Consider the following 25,450-nt stretch of genomic DNA (forward strand, 5'->3'; position numbering starts at 1 on the left):
CGCCGTCCGTCGGCGCCGTCAATGCCGCGCGGGCGCGTGCAGGGCGTAGTAGTAGGCGTCGTCCTTGTGGCCGTACTTGACGTGCTTGGACGCGACGACCCGCGACAGCACGACGCCGCCGACCGCGCTGTCGACCGACTTCAGCTTGTTGAAGCCGGCCATCACGGTGTCCAGCGGGGTGTGCTGCCAGCGGACGACGTAGATCACGCTGTCGGCCAGGAAGGACAGGGCCAGCGCGTCGGAGAACAGCATCACCGGGGCGCTGTCGATCACCACCACGTCGTAGTTGTGGCGCGCCCATTGGATCAGGTCGCTCATCGCCTGGGAGCTGATGCGGTCGTGCGCGTCGGGGGTGCCGACGGCGTTGCCCAGGACGGCGAGGTTGGTGGTCTCCTGATGGACCAGGTCGTCGATGCCGACGCGGCCGTCCAGCAGGTCGGCGACGCTGCCCTGCGGCTGGTAGCCCAGCAGCTTCGCGATGGAGGGGCGGCGGAAGTCCGCGTCGATCAGCAGCGTGTTCAGCCCCAGCCCGGCCAGCGACCGCGCCAGATTGGCCGCCAGCACCGACTTGCCTTCCTTGGGGATGGAGGAGGTGACGAGCAGCACCTTGGGCGGCGTCCCCCGCTTGCGCGGCATGCAGGCCATGGTGCGGACGGTCTGGATCGCCTCGCGGAAGGCGCCGATCTCGCGGGCGCGGCGGCTGTCGGGATGGAGCGGCAGGTTCCAGGCCGCCTCGTTGCGGGGGAGCGACGGGACCATGCCGAGGCAGGGCACGCCGGTTGCCCGCTCCACCTGGGTCGGCGTGCGCAGGCCGGAGCTGAGGCGCTCCAGCAGCAGCACCAGCGCCACCGCCAGCGCCGTGGACCCGACCAGCCCGACGCCCAGCGACATGCGCAGCTGCGGGAAGGCCGGGCGGATCGGCGGCAGGGCCGGAGCGCTGAGATGCGCGTCCAGCGCGCCGGTGTTCTTCAGCGCCATCGTCTGCTCGTAGCGTTCGGCGAGGCTGCGGTAGAGCGTGCGGTGCGCGTCGGCGGCGCGCTCCAGGTCGCGGAGCTGGATGCCCGTCGCCTCGATGCCCTTCTGCTGCTCCTGCAGGTCGGCGATGCTCTTCAGCAGAGTGGCCTCGCGGATGCGCGCCACCTCCAGATCGGCGTCCAGTCCCTTCTGGATCTTGCCCACCTCGTCGCGGATGCGGGCCTTCAACTCGCCGATGCCGCGGCGAAGATTCACGATGTCCTGATGCTTGTCGCCATAGACCTGCTGGAGTTCGGCCAGCCGGCGCTCCAGCATCGCCTCCGCCTCGCGCAGCTTCTGGATCAGCGCGGACGCCAGCACCTCCGGGATCGCCGCGCCGTTGTTGGCGGCGGTCTGGTCGCGGGCCTGACGGACGCGCGCCTCGGCCGCCGCCTTCTGCGCCTGCGCGGCGGTCAGCTGGGTGGCGAGTTCGTTCATCTGCTGCTGGACCATGTTGCGCCCGTCCGGCGGCAGCTCCAGCAGGCTGTTCTCCTTGCGGAAGCCGCGGATGGCCTCCTCGGCGCCGCGCACCGCCTCGCGCGCCTCGATGAGCCGCCCGCCGAGCCACTGGTTGACCCGCTCGGTCAGGTCGCGGTTCATTTCCGTCCGATAGTCCAGATAGGCTTGGCCGAAGGCGTTGGCGATGGCGGCGGCCTTCGCGGGATCGACCGACGACGCCTCGATGATGATGGTGAAGGATCGGTCGTCGTTGCGCGCCTCGATCCGGCGCAGCAGCGTGTCGATGGTCAGCAGGCGGGCCTGGTCCGGGTCTTGGGCGTTGGGGCTGTCGTCGACGTGGAACAGGGCGGTCGCCTGCTGCACGATCCGGCGCAGCACGTCGTTGCCCTCCGGCGGCAGGGCGCCGACGCCGGCCTTGGTGACCCGCTTCAGCCAGTGATCGTCCGCGCCGTCCGGCGCCTTGAGCGTCGGGTTGAATTCGGGGTCGTTGAGCAGGCCGAGCTTCTCCACCACCCGTTCCGCCAGCGCGCGCGAACCGACGATCGACACCTCGCTGCGCACCGCCGGCGCCTCAGGCGTCAGGTTGGACACCACCGACTTGAACTCCGCCAGCTCGACCCGCCGGGAATCGAGCTGCACCATCGCGGTGGCGCGGTACATCGGCTTCAGCGACTGCATGACGTAGGTGATGGTCGCCGTTCCCAGCAGGATGATGGTGAGCAGCAGCAGCTTGCGCCGCCACAGCACGGCCAGCGTGGCGAAAACGGTCGCCTCCTGCCGCCCGCGGACGTCAGTGGAGTCCGCGGCGCCGGACTGCAGAAGGCTGTCCGGAAGGACGCTGGCGTGCGCTTCGTGGCCTGGAAGCGTTCCGCCTTTGCCGATCGAAGATGTCACGTCGTCGCCCCTTTCGTCTTGCTGGCTGGCGGTCCGGCCCGGTGTGGGCGTGGCGCATGGGTCAAAGGACGCGCTGCGGCCTTTTTGTTTTCTGTAGAGATAACCGAGAATTCGGGCGCCTTTTAAAGAGGCGTCCCGAATGAACCGTGGCGTTCCGCCGCTGCAACCGTTGCCGGACAGACTCCGAGTACCGTGAATGGCGCCGGTCAACAATTGAAAAAAAGAAGGCCCATCCGTCGCTGTGCTTACGACGGCGACCGTCATAAATAATCATATCCGTTACCCCGTCCGCGTGTTTGACCGTCAACTCCGCGCCGGTCACAGTCTGCCGGGTGCAGCGGAGCCGGTTCAGGCTTCGAGATGCCGCCCAATTCCAGATATGGCCGTGCATTCCCGCGTAATATGACAGACAACGGGTTGCGTCGTGTCGCGGAATGCTGTGCATCAACGCTGGATTTTAAAATAATCGTGGAAGCGGTTTGGCGCGATATCCCCGCGATCTGCCGCTGTCCGGACGAATTCCCCTGGTCAACTCCATGGAGAGGCTCGATGACGTCCACGACTGAGCGCGTTCTTGTGACAGGCGGCGCCGGGTTTATCGGATCGCACCTGTGCGAGCGTCTTCTGGCCGCCGGGAAAGAGGTCCTGTGCGTCGACAACTATTTCACGGGGGCGCGTTCGAATATTGCGCATCTACTCGACAACCCGAAGTTCGAGGCGGTGCGCCACGACATCACCTTCCCCCTGTATGTCGAGGTGGACCAGATCTACAACCTCGCCTGCCCGGCCTCGCCGGTGCACTACCAGTTCGACCCGGTGCAGACGACCAAGACCAGCGTGCACGGCGCCATCAACATGCTGGGGCTGGCCAAGCGGGTGAAGGCGACCATCCTCCAGGCCTCGACCAGCGAGGTCTACGGCGACCCCTTCGTCCACCCGCAGCGCGAGGATTACTGGGGCAACGTCAATCCGATCGGCCCGCGCGCCTGCTACGACGAGGGCAAGCGCTGCGCCGAGACGCTGTTCTTCGACTACAACCGGCAGCACAAGGTCCCGATCAAGGTCGCGCGCATCTTCAACACCTACGGGCCGCGCATGAATCCGAACGACGGGCGCGTGGTGTCGAACTTCATCGTCCAGGCGCTGAAGGGCGATCCGATCACGATCTACGGCGACGGCTCGCAGACGCGGTCCTTCTGCTACGTCGACGACCTGGTCGAGGGGCTGCACCGGCTGATGGAGACGGACGGAACGGTGACCGGCCCGATCAACCTCGGCAATCCCGGCGAGTTCACCATCCTGGAGCTGGCGGAGACCGTCATCCGGATGACCGGATCGCGCTCCCGGATCGAGCGGCATCCGCTGCCCCAGGACGATCCGCGGCAGCGCAAGCCGGACATCACCAAGGCCCACGCCTACCTGAAATGGATGCCGCACGTGCCGCTCGAAGAGGGGCTGGAGCGCACCATCGCCTATTTCGCCAAAACCTATTTCTGAGCGCGGCACGGCAGCCGGCAGCGCCGCCGCATCGCTGGGGTGCGGCGGCAGGGAATGGGCCAACAGGGAACGGCGGATGTTCGAACTCCCTTCACGAGACAGCTCGGCGAAGCCGGATTACAGGACGCGGGTGGGTATGGCCTTCCAAGGACCGCGCCCGCAATCCGCGTCGCCGGTCGCCGCGGCGGCCTCCGCCCCCGCCCTGCTGTGCGGGCTGGTGGCCGCGGACGCGCTGATGGTCGTCGGGACGGGGCTGGCGGCGGAGGGCATCGCCGCCCGTTTGCTGCGGGCCGCCCCGGCCGATCCGGCCCTGTTCGCAGACTCTGCTCATGCTATTTCTGCTCATGCTTTCGCGGGCGTCTTCAACGCCGCGGTCGGCCCGCTGGTGGTGCTGTCGCTGATGTGCTTCTACAGCGCGGGCTGCTACCGCAACCTGCGTCCCAAGGCGGTGCGGCGGACCATCGGTTCGCACGCCGGGCCGCTGTTCGGGGCCTGGACCGCGGCCTTCCTGGTGCTCGTGCTCATGCTCGGCGTGACGGGGGACCTGCGGCGGCTCGACACGGCGGCGGCGGGGACGCTGTGGCTGTGGTACGGGCTCGGCCTGTTCGGGCTGACCGCGTTGCGCAGCCTGGTCCTCCGGCTGGCGCGCGACTGGAATCTGGCCGGCGGATTGAGGCAGCGGACGCTGCTGGTCGGCACCAACGATCTGGCCTTCGAGTGGCTGGACCGGCTCCAGCGCACGGACGGGGCGGGCTATCAGGTGATCGGCGCGGTGTCCACCGCGGCGGACCGGCCGTCATCTGCGAACGCTCCGCCCCTGGCCACCGCCCGGCTGGCCGGGGTGCCGGTGCTGGGAGGCGTGACCGGGTTGGTGGAGCAGGTGCGCAAGAACCGCATCGACCTCGTGGTGGTGGCCCTGCCCTGGAGCGCCGAGGCCGAGATCACCGACATCCTGGAACGGCTGCGCGTCCTGGCGGTGGACGTCCGCCTGCTGCCGCACCGGCTGATCGCCCGCACCGCGGGCCTTTCGGTCGATGCGACGGCGGGCATTCCGCTGCTGGGCGTCATCCATCACCCGCTGGCCGGCTGGCGCGGCGTGCTGAAGCGGTCGGAGGACCTGGTGATCGGCGGCGCGGCGCTGGCGGTCCTGGCGCCGGTGCTGCTGCTCGCCGCGGCGGCCATCAAGCTGGAAAGCCCCGGCCCGGTGCTGTTCCGCCAGAAGCGCTTCGGCTTCAACAACGAGGAATTCGAGATCTGGAAGTTCCGCACGATGCACACCGACCGGGGCGACCAGTCGGGCGCGCAGCGGACCGTGCGCAACGACCCCAGGGTGACGCGCGTCGGGCGCTTCCTGCGCCGCACCAGCATCGACGAGCTTCCGCAGCTCTTCAACGTCCTGCGCGGCGACATGTCCATCGTCGGGCCGCGGCCCCATCCCGTCGCCATGAAGGCCGGGGACGTGCTGTACCACGAGGCGGTGGAGAACTACGCCTGCCGCCACCGCGTCCGCCCCGGAATCACCGGTTGGGCGCAGGTCAACGGGTTGCGCGGCGAGATCGACAACCTCCACACCGCCGCCCGCCGCGTCGAGCACGACCTCTACTACGTCGACAACTGGTCCCTGGGGCTGGACGCCGAGATCATGGTGCGCACCGCCCTTCTCCTTTTCTGGGACCGCAACGCCTACTGACCAAAAAACCCCGGCTGAACCAACAAACAGACCGCAAAGGAGTTTGACGCCATGTCCGTCGCCCTTGTCACCGGTTCCTGCGGATTGATCGGGTCGGAGAGTTGCCTGCATTTCGGTGCGCTGGGAATGGACGTCGTCGGCATCGACAACGACATGCGGCGCACCTTCTTCGGCGACGAGGCCTCGACCGCGTGGCAGCGCCAGACCCTGGAACAGACGCTGCGCCAGCGCTACCGCCACCACGCCATCGACATCCGCGACGCCGCGGCCATCGACGCGCTGTTCGAGCGGCACGGCTCCGCCATCTCCCTGATCATCCACACGGCGGCCCAGCCCTCGCACGATTGGGCGGCGCGCGACCCGCAGATGGATTTCTCGGTGAACGCCAACGGCACGCTGAACCTGCTGGAGGCGGCGCGGCGCCACTGCCCGGACGCGGTGTTCATCTTCACCTCGACCAACAAGGTCTACGGCGACACGCCGAATCGCCTGCCGCTGATCGAGACGGAAACGCGCTACGAGATCGACCCGGCGCACCGCTACGCCGGCGGCATCGCCGAGGACATGTCGATCGACGCCACCCTGCACAGCCTGTTCGGCGCCTCCAAGGTGGCCGCCGACGTGCTGGTCCAGGAATACGGCCGCTATTTCGGGATGAAGACGGTGTGCTTCCGCGGCGGCTGCCTGACCGGGCCGAACCATTCGCCGACGCAGCTTCACGGCTTCCTGGCCTATCTGATGCGCTGCGCCGTCACCGGCACCCGCTACGACGTGATCGGCTACAAGGGCAAGCAGGTCCGCGACAACATCCACAGCAACGACCTGATCGCCGCCTTCCAAGCATTCTACGACGCGCCGCGCAGCGCCGAGGTTTACAACATCGGCGGCGGACGGGCGAGCAACTGCTCCATCCTGGAGGCGGTGGCCCTGTGCGAGGAGATCACCGGGCGCCCGATGGATCTGGCCTTCAAGGAGGCCAACCGCATCGGCGACCACATCTGGTGGGTCAGCTCGCTCGACCGGTTCCGCTCCCACTACCCGTCCTGGGACATCCGGCACGACGTGCGCAACATCCTCACCGACATTCACGACAGCAATCGGCGCCGCTGGCGCGTGGAGGCCGTGGCATGATCGACCATGGGAAAAAGGAAGTGCTCGGCGTCTACGTCAACGCCGTCGATTACGAGGCCGGCGTGCGCGCCATCATCGACGCGGCGGAGCAGCAGAAGCCCTTCGCGGTCAGCGCGCTCGCCGTGCACGGCGTGATGACCGGGGCGCTCGACCCCGAGCACCGCTACCGCCTGAACGCCATCGATCTCGTGACGCCGGACGGCCAGCCGGTGCGCTGGGCGCTGAACCGGCTGCACGGCGCCGCCCTGCCGGACCGCGTCTACGGTCCGAACCTGATGCTGCGCACCTGCGCGGCGGCGGCGGCGAAGGGGCTGCCCATCTACCTCTACGGCGCCACGGCGGGGCTGCTCGCCACGCTGACCACGGCGCTGACGGAGCGCTTCCCCGGCCTGATCATCGCCGGCGCCCGCCCGTCCGCCTTCCGCACCCTCAGCAGCGAGGAGCGGGCGGCGGTGGACCGTGAGATCATCGAGTCCGGCGCCCGCATCGTCTTCGTCGGGCTGGGCTGCCCGCGCCAGGAGACCTGGGTCTACGAGCACAAGGCGGCGCTGTCGATGCCGCTGATCGCGGTCGGCGCGGCCTTCGACTTCATCGCCGGGAAACAGCCGCAGGCGCCGATGTGGATGCAGAATGCCGGCCTGGAATGGCTGTTCCGGCTGTCCACCGAACCGCGGCGGCTGTGGCGGCGCTACGTCATGCTGAATCCGGCCTTTCTGTTCCTGCTGGCCTGCCAAGCGGTGCAGATGCCGTTGGTCCGCAGCGGCCAGGCGCGACGTCCGAAAGGAGAGCTTCGATTTGGCTAGGCGGTGATGGTTGTTTGGTGGTTGCCAAATAAAAGAGCCGTTATTAAAAATGAAACATCCTCCGATGCTGTGATCGTGTGGTGCTGTTTTAAAATGAAACGGCCTTGCATCGGCGGATTTTCCTGAACGACCTCGGAACGGCGCCGTGAACCGCGACCGATGCGGCACGCGCTTCCATGACAGTCGAGGATTTCTGCGATGAGCCTGAAGATCCTGTCGGCGATCGTCGTGCCGCCGCATCTGGCGGTTAGCGGCGCCAGCAAGGCGGCGGAGAAGCTGAGCGTCGCGCTGCAGGCGCATGATCGCATTGACATCGCGAACATGGGCATGGCGAGCCGGGTCCCGATGGACCTGAGCAAGCCGGGCGAACGGATCGAAGTACGGACCTCCAGCCCCTTCGTCGGGCTCGACACCGTCCTGCCCAACCGCGCGAAGACCCTGTTCTACCAGTCGAGCATCCCGGCGCTGATCCGCCACGGCTCCTACGATCTGGTGCACATCCACAACCCGATCCCGGCGCTGGAGATGATGCGGGTGGCCCGCGCCTGCGTGGCCAAGGGCGTGCCCTACGTGGTGTCCACCCACGGCTTCGTGGAGATCGGCAACCCGGCGGCCTTCCGCCGCATGGACGCGGCGCGGCGGCTGGCCTGGGACCTGCTGATCGACCGTCCGGTGCGCTACGTGGTGCGCAACGCCGCGGCCATCTGCGCGATCTCGCCGGTCGATCTGCCCATCGTCCGCGGCTTCGGCTTCACCGGGGACGACATCGCCGTCATTCCCTACGGCGTCGACCGCCCGGACGACTGGGGCGCGCCGACCCCGGCGGACCGGGACATCCACCGCCGTTTCGGCATCCCGGAGCGGGATGAGGACGGCGGTCCGTTCACCGCCTTCTTCCTGGCCAACCACACGGCCAACAAGGGGCTGGGCGTGCTGCTCGACGCCTTCGTGGGGCTGTCGATGCCGTTCCGCCTGATTGTCGGCGGCGAGAAGCGGGACTTCGTCGATTACGAGGCCTACCAGCGCCGCTGCGGGCCGGGCCAGACCATCCACCTCACCGGCAATCTGGCCGAGGCGGAGGTCGCCGCCATGTTCCGCCGCTCCGACCTGTTCGTCTTCCCGACCCTGGCCGACACCTTCCCCAACGTGATCCTGGAGGCGATGGCCTTCGGCGTCCCGGTGGTGACGACCCGGGTCGGCGGCATTCCGCATCAGGTCGACGACGGCTGCGCAGTGATCGTCGAGCCGGGCGACCCGCAGGCCCTGCGCGCCGCCGTCGAACAGCTGGCCGCCGACCCCGAACGGCGGGCGCGGATGGGCCGCCACGGACGCCTGCGCGCCGCCCAGCGCTTCGACTGGGCCGCCGCCGCCGCCGACACCCACCGGCTCTACGAGGCGGTGGTCCGCCGTCCGGCGGGGGCCGCCGTCCTCAAGGCCGCCTGAACCCCTGTCCAACGCCCTCTGCCCAACACCCCCTGCCCAACCGGTAAAAGCCGCAGCAATGGAGAAGACACCTATGGAAGGCAAGACGCTCGTGACCGGCGGGGCCGGCTTCGTCGGCTGCAATCTGGTCAAGAACCTTCTGGAGGACGGGCGCGACGTCGTTGTCCTGGACGCCCTGCTGCGGCCGGGCAGCGAGCGGAACGCGGCGTGGCTCCAGACCCTCAACGCCGGCTCCCGCCTGACCTTCATGAAGGCCGACGTGCGCGACTTCGCCGCCGTCAAATCCTGCATGGCCGGGGTGGAGGAGGTCTACCACCTCGCCGGTCAGGTGGCGGTCACATCGTCGCTGGACGACCCGCGCACCGACTTCGACATCAACGCGCTCGGCACCTTCAACGTGCTGGAGGCGGCGCGCCGCATGAAGACCCCGCCGAAGGTGGTCTTCACCTCGACCAACAAGGTCTATGGCGGGCTGGAGCATGTGGCGGTGGAGCAGACCGACAGCCGCTACCGCTTCGTCGACCGTCCGCTCGGCGTCTCGGAGGCGGAACCGCTGGACTTCCATTCGCCCTACGGCTGCTCCAAGGGGGCGGCGGACCAGTATGTGCGCGACTACGCCCGCATCTACGACCTGCCGACCGTCGTCTTCCGGATGAGCTGCATCTACGGGCCGCGCCAGTTCGGCAACGAGGACCAGGGCTGGGTCGCGCATTTCATCATCTCGGCGCTGAGCGGTCGGCCCATCCACATCTACGGCGACGGCATGCAGGTGCGCGACGTGCTGTTCGTCGAGGATCTCGTGCGAGCCTTCCGCCTCGCCACCGAGAAGATCGAGGTCAGCCGCGGGCAGGTCTTCAACATCGGCGGCGGGCCGGAGAACACCATCTCGGTCTGGCGCGAGTTCGGGGAGATGCTGTCCACCCTGCGCGGCGCGCCGGTGGAGGCCGACTTCTCCGACTGGCGGCCCGGCGACCAGCCCTGCTACGTCAGCGACATCCGCAAGGCGGAGCAGATCCTCGGCTGGCGCCCGCAGATCGACCGCGACACCGGCATCCGCCGCCTGTGGGACTGGGCGGAGCGCTACCTCGCGCAGAACGGCCTGCCCACGGACCAGGCCCAGTTGGAACCGGGCCGCATCGCCCTCAGCGCGTAATCCCATTCCCGTGCGGTGGAGGAACCTATGGACGTGCTTGTAACGGGCGGGGCCGGCTTCATCGGCTCCCACATCACGCACCGCCTCGTGTCGCTCGGCCACCGGGTGACGGTGATCGACAACGAGTCCACCGGGCTGCGCGCCAACGTGCCGGCGGAGGTGCGCTACATCCGCGGCGACGTCACCAACCCCGCCGACCTCGACAAGGCCTTCGAGGAGGTGCCCGACGCGGTGATCCACATCGCCGGGCAGGTGTCGATCATCCGCGCCTTCAGCAACCCGGTCGGCGACCTGCGCACCAACGTGGAGGGGACGGTGAACGTCCTCCAGCAGTGCGTGGAGCGCGGGGTGAAGCGCCTTCTCTACGCCAGCTCGATGAGCGCCTACGGCAACGCCGAGGTGGTGCCGACGCCGGAGGACACGCCCTGCTCCCCGGTGTCCTACTACGGGGTGACGAAATACGCGGGTGAGCGCTACGTGCATCTGACGGCGGCGCGGCCCGATCTGCCGGGCGCTCTGGCCGTCACCTCCTTCCGCATGTACAACGTCTACGGGCCGCGGCAGGCGGTGGACAACCCCTACCAGGGGGTGCTGGGCATCTTCCTGGGCAACATCATCCGCGGCGAGCCGATCCGCATCTACGGCGACGGCAAGCAGACCCGCGATTTCGTCTTCATCGACGACGTGGTGGACGCCTGGGTCGGCGCGCTCGACAACCCGGCCAGCCACGGGAAGATCTTCAACCTCGGCAGTGGGCGGCAGACCAGCATCAGCGAACTGGCCGACCTCGCGCTGGGGGCGCTCGGCCGGACGCGGGCGGACCATCCCGTGCTCTACCACCCCGAACGCCCGGGCGAGCAGCGCAGCGTGCAGGCGGACGTGACCTACGCCGGGTCGGTGCTCGGCTGGACGCCGCGCACCCGGCTGGAGCAGGGGCTGGTGGAAACCGTGCGCTGGGCGCTGCGCGAGAATGGCCGCGGAGACGGGCTGGAAAGCGGTCCGGAAAGCGGCATTGCGGAGCGCGCCGTGGCCTGAGGGTCATTTTTCAAGCCGGCCAACCTTCAAGCCGGCCAGGGATGGCTTCGGCAACGCCATCAAGCAACAGGAGTGGAATGATGCGGATCGCTGTTGTGGGGACCGGCTATGTCGGCCTCGTGTCCGGCGCCTGCTTTGCCGAATTCGGCATCGACGTGTGCTGTGTGGACAAGGACGAAACGAAAATCCGGCGCCTGAGGGGCGGCGAGATCCCCATCTACGAGCCCGGCCTCGACGTCCTCGTGGCGCGCAACATGGCGGCGGAGCGTCTGTCCTTCACCTCCGACCTCGCGGTCGCCATGGAGGGGGCGGACGTGGTGCTGATCGCGGTCGGCACCCCCTCCCGCCCCGGTGACGGCGGGGCCGATCTGACCTACGTCCACGCGGCGGCGGCGGAGATCGCGCGGACCATGTCCCGCTACACCGTCATCGTCACCAAATCGACCGTGCCGGTCGGCACCGGGCGCCAGGTCGCCGCCATCGTGAGGGACATCAACCCGCGCGCCGAGTTCGACGTGGTGTCCAACCCGGAATTCCTGCGCGAAGGCTCGGCCATCGGCGACTTCATGCAGCCCGACCGCGTGGTGATCGGCGCCGACTCCGACCGGGCGCGGGCGGTGATGGACGCCCTCTACCAGCCGCTGATCCGCGCCGGGACGCCCTTCGTGCGCACCGGCATCGAGACGGCGGAGCTGACGAAATACTCGGCCAATGCCTTCCTCGCCTTCAAGATCACCTTCATCAACGAGGTGGCCGACCTGTGCGAGCGGGTGGGGGCCGACGTGCAGGACGTGGCGGCGGGCATGGGGATGGACGCGCGCATCGGGCGTCCCTTCCTGAACGCCGGGCCGGGCTTCGGCGGGTCCTGCTTTCCCAAGGACACCGAGGCGCTGGTGCGCACCGGGCGGCAGCATGGCGCGCCGGTGCGGCTGATCGAAACGGTGGTGGACGTTAACCGGGCGCGCAAGCGGCTGATGGCCGGGCGGATCCTCCAGGCCTGCGGACCGGACGCGGCGGGCAAGCGCATCGCCGTGCTGGGCATCACCTTCAAGCCCGACACCAACGACATGCGCGAGGCGGCGAGCCTGGAGATCATCCCGCTGCTTCAGGAGGCCGGGGCGACGGTTCACGTCTACGACCCCGCCGGCATGGAGGAGGGGCGCCATCTGCTGCCCGGCGTGGTCTGGCACGACGACGCCTACGCCCCGCTCGCCGAGGCCGACTGCGTCGCCATCCTGACGGAATGGAACGAGTTCCGCGCGCTGGATCTGGGGCGCGTCCGCAGCCTGATGCGCCGCCCGGTGATGGTTGATCTGCGCAACGTCTACGCCCCTGCGGCCATGGCGGCGGCGGGTTTCCACTACTGCTCCGTCGGGCGGCGCGACGCGCGGCCGGACGCGGCGAAACGGCGCAAGGCGGCGGAGGCCATGTTGCTCAGCAACGGCTTCGCGGCGGACTCCTGTGTCCTTCCCTTCTCCGGACAGCTTGCGGCCGCCGCCTCCGACTTGGCGGATTGACGCGGGCGCGACGCCGGCCTACTCCGGCCACGCACCGGCGCCCTGAACGGGCCGCCCCCGCCCCGGCGGCGGCGGCCCGGCACGGGGGGCCGGCTGGGATCTCCCGATTCCGAAAGACGCCGCCATGATTGGCTTGGACGCGCTGGTCGGCATCCGTCAAGAGTTCATGCCCCGTGCGCCGTCCGGTGCGCGGGGCGGCGCCCGTTCCCCGCGCCCGGGCGGGCGGACCGGTGGGCGGGCGCCGATCGCCGTGCTGCTGATCGACGACCGCGCGCTGTTCGGCGAAAGCCTCGCCGCCGCCATCAACGCCTTCGCTCCGGACGTGGCGGTCAGCCACCGGCGCAGCGCCGTGGCGTTGGCGGACCTTCCCGCAGCCCTGCGCGGCACCGATGTGGTTCTCGTGAGCATCGGGCGCGTCGACCCGGCGAAGGGCGGGGTGGGCCAGCTTCTGGAAGCGCTGTCGGGTGGCGGTCCCCATCCCCCCGTGGCCGTTCTGGCGGACCGGCCCGGCGTGGCGGTGGCCGCCGCGGCGGCGCGCCTCGGTCTGCGTGGGGTGTTGAGCGGACGGATGCCGCTGGCCGAGGTGATCGCCGCCCTGCGGCTGATCCACGGCGGCGGTACGGTCAATCCCGATCCCGGCCCCGATCCCGGCCCCGGCCCAAATCCCGGCTGAACGGTTCCTGAGCGGCCGCTTCGGCCGGTTGCCACGCCTTGCGCACGGCCTCAACGCGGTTGGCGGCGCCCAGCGCCCGCAGGATGCCGCGGACATGAACCTTCGCCGTGTTTTCGCTGATCCCCAGCTCCTGCGCGATGACGCGGTTCGATTTCCCTTCGCGAAGCCGTTGCAGCACGCCGCGCTGACGCGCGGTCAGCGCCGCGCTGCAGGACGGCATCGGCGGATCGTCTCGCGGGTCCTCGCGGCGCCGCATCAGGCGGTGGAGGAAGGGGGAGGGGAAGAAGGTGCCGCCGTCCGCCACCAGACGCAGCGCCTCTTGGGCGACGGCGAGGCCGACGCTGGTCGGCAGACACCCCCGAACGCCCAGCCGGCTGGCCTCCAGCGGAAGGTCCGTCTCCTCCCCGTCGGACAGGATGACCAGCGGCGTGCTGCCGATGGCACCGGCAACGTCGCGCAGCGTCGCCAGGACACTGCCGTTCGGCGGGGTCAGGCTGGCGAGGTTGCACAGCACGACGGCGGGTGCCGTTCCGGTGGCGAGCGCCGTCCTGGCCTCGTCCACTGACGCCGCGGTTCGCATTTGCAGGGACGGGTCGCGCAGGCCGAGGCCGGCGGACAGGCTTTCGCGGGTCAACGGGGTTTCATCCAGAAGAAGGGCTGCGATGCTCCGTCGCCCGTTCACTGGTTCCGGGCCGCCTGCGGCGGCGCAGTGCGATGGAACCGCCTTCGCGCTGACTGCCATGAAGCCTGTCTCCCGACCCCCGTTTCACTGGTCTTATGCTGCGCTGCACCCAAGTTCTCGTCAACGTCAATCCCGTGCAGAGTTAACTATGTCGGTCCCCATCTTTACCACCTATTTGAAGTGTTTTCGTTTGAATGCCGTGTATTCCGGAGAGGTTTCGATGGCAGCCGTCCGGAAGCACAGTGTCTTGTCCTTGATGCGTTTCCATTGGTCAGGGTGAGTGGATCCCTGATTTGTGTCGTTTGGGTCTGTTCTTTTGGTCGCGGAGCATAAAACGGCGGTCGGCAGTCCTCCGTGCCGGGTGATTGGATCGGGTGTAACAGGCGCTCCACGCCGCCGTCATCCTCACAAAGGCGTACGAAGGCGGCGAGCCATGGCGCGATGGGCGCCGGAATGGGTACGGAACAAAAGGCCGGGCCGCCACAACCTTGCATCGAAGTGCGTATTTACCAAGCCTGCTGTTCTGGTAACGTTGAAAACATCAAATGCAAACCGCGCAAGCATTCCTGATGATCTTCCAACAGAAACAATCCATGTGGTCGGCAGGGAAAGGCGCTCAAAATGAAAAAAGTGAAATCTTTCCGAGTATCCGCGGGCGGACGCGCTCACCCGAGAATTGTAGTCCTTCTCACCGGCGAAAGCGGGGCAAGCCCCGCAATCCTGGTTTGAAGAGGTGAGAGGAACTGGTGTTTGACCGATAGGGGGAGCGGATGACGACGGACAACAAACAGCAATCGATGGTTGTCTCAGCGGTTGCGCCCGGTATTGCTCCAGGCATTGCGGTGGTTCTGGCGGACCCGAACAGCCTGACGCGCGACTGTTTCTCGCTCGGGCTCGGCACGCTATGCCAGGATATGACCGTGCGGTCGGTGGCCTCGCTGAGGGACGCCGCCGGTGCCCTGGCGCGGGACGGGCGGACGGAGGTCGTCCTGTGCAACATCGGCGCGCAGATGGGACTGAACGACGTCCTGTGCGCCGCCATTCGCGACGCCGTGTCGGCCTGTCTGCCGGTGCCGCTGGTGATCATCTCGGACCGCGACGACGGCGGGATGATCCTGGAGAGCCTGCGCCTCGGCGTGCGCGGCTACATCGTGCCCAGCCTCGGGCTTGGGGTCATGCTGGAGGCGATCCGGCTGGTCGCCGCCGGAGGGACCTTCGTCCCCGCCACGTCCCTGCAATCGCTGATCGCGCCGGTGCCGGGCGGCATCGCCCTCCCGCAGACGCCGGCGCCGGGCGCCTCCGTGCCGGTGCCGGATCGGATCGGCGGACTGACGCCGCGGGAAATGGCCGTGCTGACCTGCATGCGCGAGGGCAAGTCGAACAAGCTCATCGCCTACATGCTGGGCATGTGCGAGAACACCGCCAAGGCCCATGTGCGCAACGTGCTGAAGAAGCTTGGCGCCACCAACCGGACGGAGGCCGCCTTCATGGCGCACGCCCATCTGTCCCGCGGCGCGCCGCTGGAATCGAACCAGCCCTGATCGGTTGGTGCCGCAACGGAACGGTGCGGGACCAACCCGTGCCGTTCTTCCGCGTTGGGCTCAGTTTTCCTCGCGCATGACGCGGCACACCGCCTCCGTCCGGTTGGTGGCGCCGAGCCGCCGCAGGATGTTCCGGACATGCACTTTGACGGTGCTTTCCCGCATTCCCAACTCGTGGGCGATGACCTTGTTCGGCTTGCCCTCCTGGAGGCATTCCAGGACGGAGAGTTGGCGCGGGGTCAGTTGCGACAGGTGGGGCTTGCCGTTGACCGCGGGGGCCGGGACGGATAAGGCGGCGTGGAGCACCGGGTCCGGCATCCCGGCCTGGTCGATGATCAGCCGGTGCAGGATGGGGGCCGGAACGAAGATGCCACCCGCCGCGACCAGGCGGATCGCCTCCAGCGCCATGGTGAGCCCGACGGTGGTGGAGATGTAGCCGTGCGCGCCCTGGCGGATGGCTTCCAGCGCGGTCGCCGTTTCGTCGGAATCCGACAGCATGATCAGCGGGACGCCATCCAGCACTTCCAGAAGTTCGGCCAGCCGCGGACGGAACTCCGGATCGGAGGCGAGCCGCCCGCTGAAGTTGACCAAGGCCACGTCCGGTGCATCGTTCCGCCGCATCACGCTTTCCAAATCCGCAACGGATGCCGCCGTCAGCACCCGCACACCCCGTCCGCACAGGTTCAGGCTGGTGGACAGGCTTTCCCGCGTCAGCGGCGTTTCGTCGTGCAGGATGGCGGTGACGATCTGATCCTCCCCCAGGGGGCGGGCGCCCCCGGACATCCGGTAGTAGGACCCGAAGGAGCCGGAGTCGTTCATCGGTGCGGCGGTCAGGGAAATGGCTGCCAGGATGCGGCTGGGCGTGATGGTCGTGATCGATGGGGCGCGGCGGGCGGCGTTGGGCGAGCGCGCTCCGTCTTTGCACGGCAACATACAAGACCTCCTTCTGCCACACGCCATGGACACGCCGACCCGGCCAGGATCGCCGCCAACATCATTGCCGCGAAGATTTTGGCCCTATTCGATCAAATGAACCGGATCACCTGGGAAAGCGATGCCTCGAGAGGCTTGCGCGATCGCTTCAAGCCTATAACATCGCAGGGGGTTTTGACCGTCAATCGCAAACAAGATCATAATACTGTGCGCAGATATCCGCAAAGTACCTCCAAATTAGTAAGTTTTTCAAAATTGTAACAGGGAGAATTGGACTTTTGATTGTTGTGAGTGGGGGTTTTTCTCTCTATGGAATGGCTGGCGAACGCGGTCATTGATTTTTCTCGATGGGCGGCATGGCCGGGCAGGCCAGTGGGGTCTTCTGCGGGATGCCGACGTCGACGACGCTTCCCGTCTCCTGCCCCTGGGCGCGGATGGCGTCCCAGTCCGCCTCCGCATCGTTCCAGAACCAGACGCGCTCCCGGAGATCGGCGAGGCGGTAGCGGTTGCCGTAGAGCCGGTTGCCGGCGGCGACCACGGCGTTGTCGGAGTCCACGTCGGTGACGGCGCCGACGCGCGCGTCGGCGTTGCGGATGACGATGCGGTTGTCGAAGATCTCGTTGCCGACGGCGGGGGTGTAGGGGGCGCGGTCCTGGGACACCACCGTCACCGCGTTGCCGTAGCCGTCCGGCACGTCGATGTCGTTGCCGTGGACCTTCACGCCCCGCGCGCTGGAGATCAGGATCTGGGCCCCCCAGAACCAGCCCTGGCCGCGCTGCCCGTTGTCGGCGACCCGGTTGTTGCGGATCACCCCGTCGTAGCTGATTTCGTAGGTGATGCCGTTGTCGGCGTTGCCGAAGACCAGATTGTCCTCGATCACCAGCCGGTGCACGTCGATGTCGGCCCAGATGCCGGCGCCCACATTGCCGTGGACGCAATTGCCCCGGATGAGTCCGCCGCCGCCGGATTCGGTGATCTTGCCGCCGCCGCCTTCCCAATGGAAATCGACGCCGGCATAGCCGTTGCGCGCGATCTCGTTGCCGGCGATCAGGAAATCCGTCCCCGATCCGGAAAAGCCGGCGTGGCCGTTGTCGAGGATGCGGTTGCCGAGGATGCGGCTGCCGGTGCCGGCGTTGACGCCGACGCCGTGGTTCAGGCGCACCGTGGTGTTCCGGACGGTCCAGCCGGGGCCGAACTCCGCGTCCACGGCGGCGGCCTGGATGGGGGCGGCGTACTTCTCGATGGTCAGGTTCCGGATGACGACGCCCGACGCGGTTCCGCCGAAGGCGCGGGGGATGACGCTGGTTTCCACGGTTCGCCCGGTGGGATCGTCGCCGATCAGGATCTCGTCGGCGCCGTAATCGAAGAACCAGCGCCCCGGCCCGACGGCGGACCGGTCGCCGACATGCAGCATCGGCGCGTCGTCGATGAACAGATCCTCCGGGCGGGCGCAGCGGGGAAAGCCGGAGCGGCAGAATTCCGCCGCGTTGACCCGCCCCTCCTGCGTCTGTCCGCGGGCCACCCAGACGGAGCCGCGGCGGACGAAGGCGGTCAGCCGGCGCGCCCCGCTCAACACCGCGCCGGGGGCGCCCTCGAACAGATCGCGGTCCTTGGGCACGATGGACTGCAGGCGGTGGATGCCGGCCTCAAGCCGGAAGCGCGTGCCGGGGGGATGGCGGTCCACCGCCGCCTGGATGTCGGCGCCGGGCCGCAGGGAGACGGTGGAGGGCTCCGCTCCCGCCGCCGCCATCGGAAGGCCGGCGAAAAGGAGCACCGCCGCCGCGAGGCGGGCGGGGCGGGGAGCATGCCGCCGGGGCGTGGCGCGTCCGGTGTCCATGGTGGCCTCGATGGGTCGTTCTCCGGCGAGGGGCCTCCGGTGATGGGCGAAAACGCTAACACGCGGGTCCGGCGGCCAGAATCGTCAAACCGGACGATCGACCTTCGTCGGCTCGGGGCCCCGACCGGAGGGAACCGGAGCGTTCACGGGCCGTTGCCCAGGGGCACACCCCCAATCGTTCGAGAGCGTGCCATGGCCTCCCGCATCGAGGATTACGCCCTTCTGGGAGACTGCGAGACCGCAGCCCTGCTGTCCGCCGAAGGTTCCATCGACTGGCTGTGCTGGCCGCGCTTCGATTCCGACGCCTGCTTCGCGGCACTCCTGGGCACGCCCGAGAACGGGCGCTGGCTGCTGCGCCCGAGCGATCCCGACGCCCGCACGACCCGGCGCTACCGCGGCGACAGCCTGATCCTGGAAACGGAGTTCGAGACGGCGGAGGGCGCCGTCACCATGATCGATTTCATGCCCCCGCGCGGCGAGGCGTCGGACGTCGTGCGCATCCTGCGGGGACGGCGGGGGCGCGTCGCCATGCGGATGGACCTGACGCTGCGCTTCGGCTACGGGCACGTCGTGCCGTGGGTGACGCGGATCGGCCCGCACACCCTGCGCGCCATCGCCGGGCCGGACATGGTCGTCCTGCACACCAGCGCCCCGATCCACGGCGAGGATTTGAGCACCGTCGCCGATTTCACCGTGGCGGAGGGTGAGAGCCTCAGCTTCGTGATGATCCATTCCCCCTCGCACCTGCCGCCGCCGCCGCCGGTCGATGCCGAAGTGGCGCTGACGGAGACCGAACGTTTCTGGGCGGAATGGAGCGGGCGTTGCACCTACAGCGGCCTCTGGCGGGACGCGGTGGTGCGCTCGCTGGTCACGCTGAAGGCCCTGACCTACCGCCCGACCGGCGGCATCGTGGCGGCGCCGACGACCTCCTTGCCCGAACAACTCGGTGGGGTGCGGAACTGGGACTACCGCTACTGCTGGCTGCGCGACGCCACCCTGACCCTGCTGGCGCTGATGAACGCCGGCTATCTGCAGGAGGCGCGGGACTGGCGCGACTGGGGCATGCGCACCATCGCGGGCAGTCCGCAGCAGATCCAGATCATGTATGGCATCGCCGGGGAGCGACGCCTGCTGGAATGGGAGGTGCCCTGGCTGCCGGGCTACGAGGGCGCCAGCCCGGTCCGCGTCGGCAACGCCGCGGCCCCCCAGCTCCAGCTCGATGTCTATGGCGAGATGATGGACGCGGCGCACCAGGCGCGGATGCGCGGCATCGAGATCCGGCCGGAGGCCTGGCACGTCCAGTGCGCCCTGCTCGACCACATGGAATCGGTGTGGGACCAGCCCGACGAAGGCATCTGGGAGGTGCGCGGCGGCGCGCGGCATTTCACCCATTCCAAGGTGATGGCGTGGGTCGCCGTGGACCGCATGGTGAAAAGCGCGGAGAGGTTCGGGCTGGACGCGCCGCTGGAGCGCTGGAAGGCGCTGCGGCAGGCCATTTTCGAGGATGTCTGCGCCCATGGCTATTCGAAGGAACGGAACAGCTTCGTCCAGCATTACGGGGCCAGCCACGTCGACGCGGCGCTGCTGATGCTGCCGATGGTCGGTTTCCTGCCGGTGGACGATCCGCGCATCCAGGGAACGGTCGCCGCCATCGAGACGGAGCTGCTTCAGGACGGGCTTGTCTTGCGTTACCGGACCGAGAGGACCGACGACGGGCTGCCCGACGGGGAGGGGGTGTTCCTCGCCTGCTCCTTCTGGCTGGCCGACGTCTACGTGCTCCAGGGGCGTCAGGCCGAGGCCGAGGCGCTGTTCAACAGGCTGCTCGCCCTGCGCAACGACCTGGGCCTGCTGTCGGAGGAGTACGACACAAAGGCGGAGCGTCTGGTCGGCAACTTCCCGCAGGCCTTCTCCCACATCGCGCTGATCAACACCGCCTTCAACCTGACCCGGGCGGAGAAGCCCGCGGAGCAGCGCCAGGACGGGGACTGACGGCGGGCAGCAAAAGCCCCTCCCGCCGGTGAAGGCGGGAGGGGCGCGTTGCTCATGGTCAGCGGATGTTGCTGCCCGTGGTGCTGCTGCCCGTGGTGCTGCTGGACGTGCTGCTGCGGCTGGTGTCCGTGCTCCCGGAACTCCCGCTCATCCCTGTGCCGCTGGTGCCGGACATGCCGGTCCCGGAGGTGCTGGAGGTTCCCGACGTGCCCGTCGTGGACCCGCTCATCCCGGAACCGCCCAGGCCGGTGCTGCCCATGCCGCTGCCGGAAGTCCCGGTGGTGCCGAGCCCGGCCATGGCCGACGCCCCGGCGGTGGTGCCGGTGCCGCCGGAGGTCCGCTCACGGACGCGCAGGTTGTTCTGCACGTGGCGGACGCCGGAGATGGTTTCGGCCATGTCCTCGGCGCGGCGCTTGGTCCGGCGGTCGTCCACCGTGCCGCTCAGCGTGACCTCGCAATTGCTGACGGTCACGTCGATCTCCGACGCGTCGATGTAGGGATCGTCGGTCAGGCGGTCGTTCACATCCTCGCGGATGCGGTCGTCGGAGCGGGTGTAGCCGCGCGGCCCGCGGCCCCGATGGTGCTGCGCGCCGGGATCGTCGTTGCGGGCGTCCATGCGGCGGCGGCGGGCCGCGTCCTCGTCGCCGAACCAGGAGGCCATCTCGTCGCCCGCCCGCTCGAAGAAGCCGCGCTCCTCGTTGCGGCCGCTTCCGCCGCCGTAGCCCATCCGGCCATAGTCGCGGTTGCCATAATCGCGGCTGCTGTAGTCGCGGTTCCCGGTGCCCCGGGACCCGTAGTCCATGCCGCCGTAGTCGCGGTTGCCATAGTCGCGGCTGCCGTAGTCGCGGCCGCCATAGGCCCCGCTGCCGTAGTCGGACCGGCCATAATCGGACCGCCCATAATCGGACCGGCCAAAGCCGCCACGGTAGCCGAAGTCCTGACCATAGTCGCCGCGGTCTTCGTAATTCCGGCGGTCGTCGCGGGAGCGCCAGTCGCTCTGGCCCTGGCCGAAGGAACCGCGGGACCCGTAGTCGGGGCCATAATCGCGACCGCCGGAGCCTTGGCCATAGGAGCCTTGGCCATAAGAACCCTGGCCGTAATCACCCCGGCCTTCCTGCTGACGCCAATAGTCCCGCCCGTAGTCGAAGCCTTCGCGGCCCTGACCCTCGTAGCCGTAGCCGGGCTGGCGGCCACCGCCGCCCATCATGCCGGAACGGCCGGATTGGCCCGAACCGGATTGGCCCCAATTCGATTGACCGAACTCGTCACGGCCGCGGTTCTGGTACGAACCGGCGCTCCACTCGCGGCTCTCGCCGCGCCCGCGGTCACGCTCCCACCGGTCATCATCGCGGCGGGCGCCCTGGTCGTTCCTCCACCTGGATTCATAATCGGACATGGGATGCTCCCCATTTTGACAGTGCCCGTTCGCCGGGCGTCCGCAAACAACAGGGGAGGGGGCGAAGGATCGCGGACCGCGGGGGGCTTTGCCATGCGCTTCGCACAGGCCAGCCAACCGAAACGCTTTCGAAAGCCCGCAACCGCCTGCGATTCCAGCCTTTTCGCCCTCCGCCGCCACACCGCGCGGAGCGCGCGGGGACCAAGGCGCGAACAGCCCCTTGAACGACGCGGCCAAGGAAACATATGTGCAACATCGTCGGCGGATGCCCGTAACCTTCGGGTGACCGACCGGCAAACCCCTTTGCGGGTCGTGATTCAGCGGTTGACCGGCGTCGTCATCTGGATTACTGGCTCGAACACCGCTCTCCCTGGCCGTTCCGGCTGGCTGCCTCGACCCATCCCCATGGTCCTGGCGCCGCTGATGGCCGGGGAGACCCCCGAGATCCGCATCGACACGCGATGCACGCCCGTCCGGCAGCGTTGAATGCCGGCTGAGATGTTGTAAAGCAGAAGGACGAATGACGTTTGATAACAAGCGCCGCCGCGCGGCGCCCAAGGGCGGCAACCGCCCGAACTCGAATTTTGGCGGCAACCGCCCGAACACGATTGTTGGCGATGTGCGCAGCGGCAAGTCCGGCGGCCCGCGTTTCCAGAAGAACCAGAACCCCAAGCCCTACGAGCGCCCAAAGGCGACCCGTCCGCCGGGCGCGCCGGTTCCCGGCCCGGTGCCGGGACACGACGAAATCCTGTTCATCCCGCTCGGCGGCTGCTCGCGCATCGGCATGAACATGGCGCTCTACGGCCATGCCGGAAAATGGCTGATCGTGGACGCCGGCGTCGCCTTCATGGGCGATGAGGCGCCGGGCATCGACAGCCTGATGGCCGATCCCTCCTTCATCGAGGAGCGGATGGACGAGGTGGTCGGGCTGGTCGTCACCCACGCCCACGAAGACCACATCGGCGCCATCCATCATCTTTGGCCGGGGCTGGAATGCCCGATCTACGCGACCCCCTTCGCCGCCCACGTCATCCGTGACCGGCTGAAGGAGACCGGCGGCCTGCGCCACGCCCGCATCCGGGTGTTCGAGCCGGGCGCCTCCTTCGAGATCGGCCCCTTCGGCATCGAGACCATCACCGTCACCCACTCGATCCCCGAGCCGGTGTCGGTGGCGATCCACACCAAGGCCGGCACGGTCCTGCACACCGGCGACTGGAAGTTCGACCCGCACCCGCTGGTCGGTCCGACCATGGACCTGGACGCGCTGAAGCGGCTGGGCGACCGCGGCGTGCTGGCGATGATGTGCGACAGCACCAACGCCAACGTCGACGGCACCACGGGGTCGGAGGCGGACGCCCGCGCCGGCCTGATCGAGGCCTTCGCCGGGCGCAAGGGCGCCATCGCGGTGACCGGCTTCGCGTCCAACGTCGCCCGCATGCAGGCGGTGGCGGAGGCCGCGGCGGCCCACGACCGCAAGGTGGTGCTGGTCGGCCGGTCGATGCTGCGCATGGAGAAGGCGGCCCGCGCCAGCGGCTATCTGGAGAAGGCGCCGGAGTTCATCTCCATCATGGAGGCCTCCTGGACGCCGCGCCGGAACCTCGTGTTCCTGTGCACCGGCAGCCAGGGCGAGGAGCGGGCGGCGCTCAGCCGTCTCGCCCGCGACGGCCACCGCGACCTGTGGCTGGAGAGCGGCGACACGGTGATCTTCTCCGCCCGCGCCATCCCCGGCAACGAGGTGGTGCTGGCCGACGTGCAGGACCATCTGAAGGCCAAGGGCGTGACGGTGGTGACCCCGGCCGATGCGCCGGTGCATGTGTCGGGCCACCCCAAGCGGGACGACCTGATCCGCATGTACGACCTGATCCGTCCGCGCTTCTCCGTGCCGGTGCACGGCACCATCGAGCATCTGGAGGCCCACGCCCGCCTCGCCCGCGCCTGCGGGGTGGAACGGGCGCTGGTTCCGGAGGACGGCGACATCCTGCGGATCGCCCGGGAAGGCACCGCGGTGATCGGCCATATGGAGGCCAAGCGCCTCGCCAACACCGGGCGGGACCTGATCCCCTGGACGGGCCTGCCCGTCGCGGAGGACGCGGACGCCCTGGCCGCCCCCCTGGCCGACGCCGTGGAGTCGATGGCCGCCTGACGCGGCCATCCCTCCTCACCGCCAACGTTCATCGGGCCACGAATCACCAGAAGGGGGAAACCCACCCTCCGTTCGCGCGCACCAGGGGCCGGCTCACGGCCCTGTTTTTTCTTGGAGAGTTGCCCATGGCTGGCTATCCCGCCGACCGGCTTTCCTTTCCCGACATCCTCGACCCGGTGCTGGAAGCGCCGGAGGGGGACGACACCGCCCTCGATCGCGCCATTAACGAGGTGGCCGAGGCGCTGGCCGACAGCGGGACCCTGATCGTCGACGCCCTGGGCCAGGCGGCCTACGGCGTGACCGACGAGGAGGCCGTCCTTGGCCTGATCGACACCTACATCCGCGTCCTCCTGCATCTCGGCGAGGTGGAGGAGGCGGCGGACATGGGTGAAGTGATCGAGCGCATCCAGAGTTTCCAGCGCCGCCGCAAGCGCCGCGGCTCGCGCGCCTCCTGACCCGGCTCTTTCCTCAAGGGCCTCCTCAGACTGGCGGGACGGTTCCGCCGGTCAGCCAGCGGGTCGCCAGGGCGCGCAGCCGCGCGGTCTGCTGCCGCTGGCGGTAGACGGACACGGCGTAGCCGATCCCGATGAAGCCGACGATCACCACCCAGAAGCCGAACAGATAGCGCCAGTCCGCCCCGGCGGTCAGCAGCACCAGCAGGACCAGCGTCACCACACCCGCCACCACCCCGCCGACGATGCGCATCCGCAGGAAGGCGGCCTCGTCGCTCTGTTCGAAATCCTCGGCCAGCGCCTGGATTTCCAGTCCGGCCTGACGGCGGGCCTCCGCCGCCGGGTTCAGCGCATCCATGCCATCTCCATTCCATTTGTCGGGCCGTTTGTCGGGCTTGGACCCCAGGCGCGATGATCCGTCACATTCGCCTGCTATGAAAGGAAGAACAGGCGAAACGCACTTCCGGCCCTCCGCCCTCACGGGCGCGCACGGGCGGCTTCGGGGGAGTCTCCAACCATGCAGACCGGCCCAACCATTCAGAGCGGCTATGTGCGCACCTATGAACGCATCGCCCCGCTCTACGACGCGCTGGATCTCGGTTACGAGGTGATGTGGAAGCGGCGCCTGCGCCGGGGCACGTTCCGCGGCTTGTCCGGGCGCATTCTGGACGCCGGGGCGGGCACCGGCTGCAACATCCCCTTCTATCCCGCCGGCGCCCGCGTGACCGCGGTGGACGCCAGCCCGTCCATGCTGGCCCGCGCCGCCAAGCGGGCGGACCGGCTGGGGCGGGCGGTGGAGTTCCAGGTGCTGGATCTGGCCGCCACCGGCTTTCCCGACGGCCATTTCGACCATGTGGTGGCGACCTTCGTCTTCTGCGTCCTTCCCGAGGAGCTTCAGGTGCCGGTGCTGCGTGAGATGCGGCGCATCCTCAAGCCGGAGGGGACGCTGCGCATCCTCGACTACACCCAGTCGGAGCGCGCGGCGGCCCGGCTGTGGATGCGCGTGGTGTCGCCCTGGCTGAGCTTCGCCTTCGGCGCCCGCTACACCGCCGGCTACGAGACCCACCTGCCGCAGGCCGGCATGGGGGCGGTGGACAGCCGCTTCGTGATGGGCGACTGCGTGAAGCTGGTGGAGGCCCGCGCGGCCTGAGCCGCCGGGCCGTCTGTC

Annotated in this window: 20 protein-coding genes; 14 read left to right on the plus strand and 6 right to left on the minus strand. The window is 68.6% G+C overall.

The annotated features are described in order from the left end of the window. Positions 1-18: 18 nt before the first annotated feature. Positions 19-2,367, minus strand: coding sequence for a GumC family protein (locus D3869_RS22985; protein ID WP_175426579.1), 2,349 nt, complete (start codon positions 2,365-2,367; stop codon positions 19-21). A gap of 549 nt (positions 2,368-2,916) precedes the next feature. Between D3869_RS22985 and D3869_RS22990 the strand changes: the two genes are divergently transcribed. From D3869_RS22990 to D3869_RS23030, 9 genes are all read left to right on the plus strand, one after another. Beyond that, the gene (locus D3869_RS22990; RefSeq protein ID WP_137142150.1) at positions 2,917-3,864 is read left to right on the plus strand and encodes a UDP-glucuronic acid decarboxylase family protein; all 948 of its coding nucleotides are present in this window, start codon (positions 2,917-2,919) and stop codon (positions 3,862-3,864) included. Positions 3,865-4,000: 136 nt separating this feature from the next. Continuing rightward, a complete protein-coding gene (locus D3869_RS22995; RefSeq protein ID WP_175426580.1) occupies positions 4,001-5,554 on the plus strand; it encodes an undecaprenyl-phosphate glucose phosphotransferase in 1,554 nt (517 codons plus the stop codon). A 51-nt stretch (positions 5,555-5,605) separates the two neighbouring features. Next, on the plus strand, positions 5,606-6,685 hold the full coding sequence (locus D3869_RS23000) for an NAD-dependent epimerase/dehydratase family protein (RefSeq protein ID WP_137142152.1): 1,080 nt from the start codon (positions 5,606-5,608) through the stop codon (positions 6,683-6,685). Next, positions 6,682-7,488 (plus strand): WecB/TagA/CpsF family glycosyltransferase, encoded by an 807-nt coding sequence (locus D3869_RS23005; protein ID WP_137142153.1) that lies wholly within the window; start codon positions 6,682-6,684, stop codon positions 7,486-7,488. Before D3869_RS23000 ends, D3869_RS23005 begins: the two co-directional genes overlap by 4 nt. Before the next feature lie 198 nt (positions 7,489-7,686). After that, complete coding sequence (locus D3869_RS23010) at positions 7,687-8,931, plus strand: glycosyltransferase family 4 protein (protein ID WP_137142154.1); 1,245 nt, start codon at positions 7,687-7,689, stop codon at positions 8,929-8,931. A gap of 73 nt (positions 8,932-9,004) precedes the next feature. Then, positions 9,005-10,084, plus strand: coding sequence for a GDP-mannose 4,6-dehydratase (locus tag D3869_RS23015; RefSeq protein ID WP_137142155.1), 1,080 nt, complete (start codon positions 9,005-9,007; stop codon positions 10,082-10,084). A gap of 27 nt (positions 10,085-10,111) precedes the next feature. Continuing rightward, the gene (locus D3869_RS23020) at positions 10,112-11,119 is read left to right on the plus strand and encodes an SDR family NAD(P)-dependent oxidoreductase (RefSeq protein ID WP_137142156.1); all 1,008 of its coding nucleotides are present in this window, start codon (positions 10,112-10,114) and stop codon (positions 11,117-11,119) included. Between the two features lie 80 nt (positions 11,120-11,199). After that, the gene (locus tag D3869_RS23025; RefSeq protein WP_137142157.1) at positions 11,200-12,636 is read left to right on the plus strand and encodes a UDP-glucose dehydrogenase family protein; all 1,437 of its coding nucleotides are present in this window, start codon (positions 11,200-11,202) and stop codon (positions 12,634-12,636) included. Between the two features lie 124 nt (positions 12,637-12,760). Next, positions 12,761-13,309 (plus strand): response regulator transcription factor, encoded by a 549-nt coding sequence (locus D3869_RS23030; RefSeq protein WP_137142158.1) that lies wholly within the window; start codon positions 12,761-12,763, stop codon positions 13,307-13,309. Here D3869_RS23030 and D3869_RS23035 read toward each other — a convergent pair. After that, entirely contained in the window at positions 13,260-13,943 is a 684-nt protein-coding gene (locus tag D3869_RS23035; RefSeq protein ID WP_247895988.1) for a response regulator transcription factor, read from the minus strand. The genes D3869_RS23030 and D3869_RS23035 overlap by 50 nt on opposite strands. 962 nt (positions 13,944-14,905) lie before the next feature. On the opposite strand from D3869_RS23035, the gene D3869_RS23040 reads away from it, so the two are divergent. Next, positions 14,906-15,532: a response regulator transcription factor gene (locus D3869_RS23040; RefSeq protein ID WP_247896019.1), complete on the plus strand. Its 627-nt coding sequence runs from the start codon at positions 14,906-14,908 to the stop codon at positions 15,530-15,532. Between the two features lie 60 nt (positions 15,533-15,592). On the opposite strand, the gene D3869_RS23045 is transcribed toward D3869_RS23040, so the two are convergent. Further along, positions 15,593-16,465 carry a response regulator transcription factor gene (locus D3869_RS23045; RefSeq protein ID WP_137142161.1) on the minus strand — a complete coding sequence of 291 codons (873 nt, stop codon included), beginning with the start codon at positions 16,463-16,465 and terminating at the stop codon, positions 15,593-15,595. Positions 16,466-16,796: 331 nt separating this feature from the next. After that, positions 16,797-18,302 (minus strand): right-handed parallel beta-helix repeat-containing protein, encoded by a 1,506-nt coding sequence (locus D3869_RS23050; RefSeq protein WP_247895989.1) that lies wholly within the window; start codon positions 18,300-18,302, stop codon positions 16,797-16,799. A gap of 192 nt (positions 18,303-18,494) precedes the next feature. On the opposite strand from D3869_RS23050, the gene D3869_RS23055 reads away from it, so the two are divergent. Continuing rightward, positions 18,495-20,291, plus strand: a complete 1,797-nt coding sequence (locus tag D3869_RS23055) for a glycoside hydrolase family 15 protein (RefSeq protein ID WP_137142162.1) — start codon at positions 18,495-18,497, stop codon at positions 20,289-20,291. 58 nt (positions 20,292-20,349) lie between these two features. Here the strand turns inward: D3869_RS23055 and D3869_RS23060 are convergent, their stop codons facing one another. Next, positions 20,350-21,687, minus strand: coding sequence for a BON domain-containing protein (locus tag D3869_RS23060; RefSeq protein WP_137142163.1), 1,338 nt, complete (start codon positions 21,685-21,687; stop codon positions 20,350-20,352). A gap of 520 nt (positions 21,688-22,207) precedes the next feature. Between D3869_RS23060 and D3869_RS23065 the strand changes: the two genes are divergently transcribed. Both D3869_RS23065 and D3869_RS23070 read left to right on the plus strand, forming a co-directional pair. Further along, positions 22,208-23,830 carry a ribonuclease J gene (locus D3869_RS23065; RefSeq protein WP_247895990.1) on the plus strand — a complete coding sequence of 541 codons (1,623 nt, stop codon included), beginning with the start codon at positions 22,208-22,210 and terminating at the stop codon, positions 23,828-23,830. 125 nt (positions 23,831-23,955) lie between these two features. Next, a complete protein-coding gene (locus D3869_RS23070; protein WP_040136188.1) occupies positions 23,956-24,285 on the plus strand; it encodes a hypothetical protein in 330 nt (109 codons plus the stop codon). A 25-nt stretch (positions 24,286-24,310) separates the two neighbouring features. On the opposite strand, the gene D3869_RS23075 is transcribed toward D3869_RS23070, so the two are convergent. After that, a complete protein-coding gene (locus D3869_RS23075) occupies positions 24,311-24,640 on the minus strand; it encodes a hypothetical protein (protein WP_137142164.1) in 330 nt (109 codons plus the stop codon). A 159-nt stretch (positions 24,641-24,799) separates the two neighbouring features. Between D3869_RS23075 and D3869_RS23080 the strand changes: the two genes are divergently transcribed. Continuing rightward, the gene (locus D3869_RS23080; RefSeq protein WP_137142165.1) at positions 24,800-25,432 is read left to right on the plus strand and encodes a class I SAM-dependent methyltransferase; all 633 of its coding nucleotides are present in this window, start codon (positions 24,800-24,802) and stop codon (positions 25,430-25,432) included. The last annotated feature ends 18 nt before the right edge of the window (positions 25,433-25,450 follow it).

It is taken from the genome of Azospirillum brasilense (genome assembly GCF_005222205.1).
Taxonomy (GTDB): Bacteria; Pseudomonadota; Alphaproteobacteria; order Azospirillales; family Azospirillaceae; genus Azospirillum; species Azospirillum brasilense_G.

Coding starts and splice junctions, on each gene's coding strand:
- D3869_RS22990 (WP_137142150.1), top strand. CDS start 2,917: ATGACGTCCACGACTGAGCGCGTTCTTGTGACAGGCGGCGCCGGGTTT.
- D3869_RS22995 (WP_175426580.1), top strand. CDS start 4,001: ATGGCCTTCCAAGGACCGCGCCCGCAATCCGCGTCGCCGGTCGCCGCG.
- D3869_RS23000 (WP_137142152.1), top strand. CDS start 5,606: ATGTCCGTCGCCCTTGTCACCGGTTCCTGCGGATTGATCGGGTCGGAG.
- D3869_RS23005 (WP_137142153.1), top strand. CDS start 6,682: ATGATCGACCATGGGAAAAAGGAAGTGCTCGGCGTCTACGTCAACGCC.
- D3869_RS23010 (WP_137142154.1), top strand. CDS start 7,687: ATGAGCCTGAAGATCCTGTCGGCGATCGTCGTGCCGCCGCATCTGGCG.
- D3869_RS23015 (WP_137142155.1), top strand. CDS start 9,005: ATGGAAGGCAAGACGCTCGTGACCGGCGGGGCCGGCTTCGTCGGCTGC.
- D3869_RS23020 (WP_137142156.1), top strand. CDS start 10,112: ATGGACGTGCTTGTAACGGGCGGGGCCGGCTTCATCGGCTCCCACATC.
- D3869_RS23025 (WP_137142157.1), top strand. CDS start 11,200: ATGCGGATCGCTGTTGTGGGGACCGGCTATGTCGGCCTCGTGTCCGGC.
- D3869_RS23030 (WP_137142158.1), top strand. CDS start 12,761: ATGATTGGCTTGGACGCGCTGGTCGGCATCCGTCAAGAGTTCATGCCC.
- D3869_RS23040 (WP_247896019.1), top strand. CDS start 14,906: ATGACCGTGCGGTCGGTGGCCTCGCTGAGGGACGCCGCCGGTGCCCTG.
- D3869_RS23045 (WP_137142161.1), bottom strand. CDS start 16,465: ATGTTGCCGTGCAAAGACGGAGCGCGCTCGCCCAACGCCGCCCGCCGC.
- D3869_RS23050 (WP_247895989.1), bottom strand. CDS start 18,302: ATGGACACCGGACGCGCCACGCCCCGGCGGCATGCTCCCCGCCCCGCC.
- D3869_RS23055 (WP_137142162.1), top strand. CDS start 18,495: ATGGCCTCCCGCATCGAGGATTACGCCCTTCTGGGAGACTGCGAGACC.
- D3869_RS23060 (WP_137142163.1), bottom strand. CDS start 21,687: ATGTCCGATTATGAATCCAGGTGGAGGAACGACCAGGGCGCCCGCCGC.
- D3869_RS23065 (WP_247895990.1), top strand. CDS start 22,208: ATGACGTTTGATAACAAGCGCCGCCGCGCGGCGCCCAAGGGCGGCAAC.
- D3869_RS23070 (WP_040136188.1), top strand. CDS start 23,956: ATGGCTGGCTATCCCGCCGACCGGCTTTCCTTTCCCGACATCCTCGAC.
- D3869_RS23075 (WP_137142164.1), bottom strand. CDS start 24,640: ATGGATGCGCTGAACCCGGCGGCGGAGGCCCGCCGTCAGGCCGGACTG.
- D3869_RS23080 (WP_137142165.1), top strand. CDS start 24,800: ATGCAGACCGGCCCAACCATTCAGAGCGGCTATGTGCGCACCTATGAA.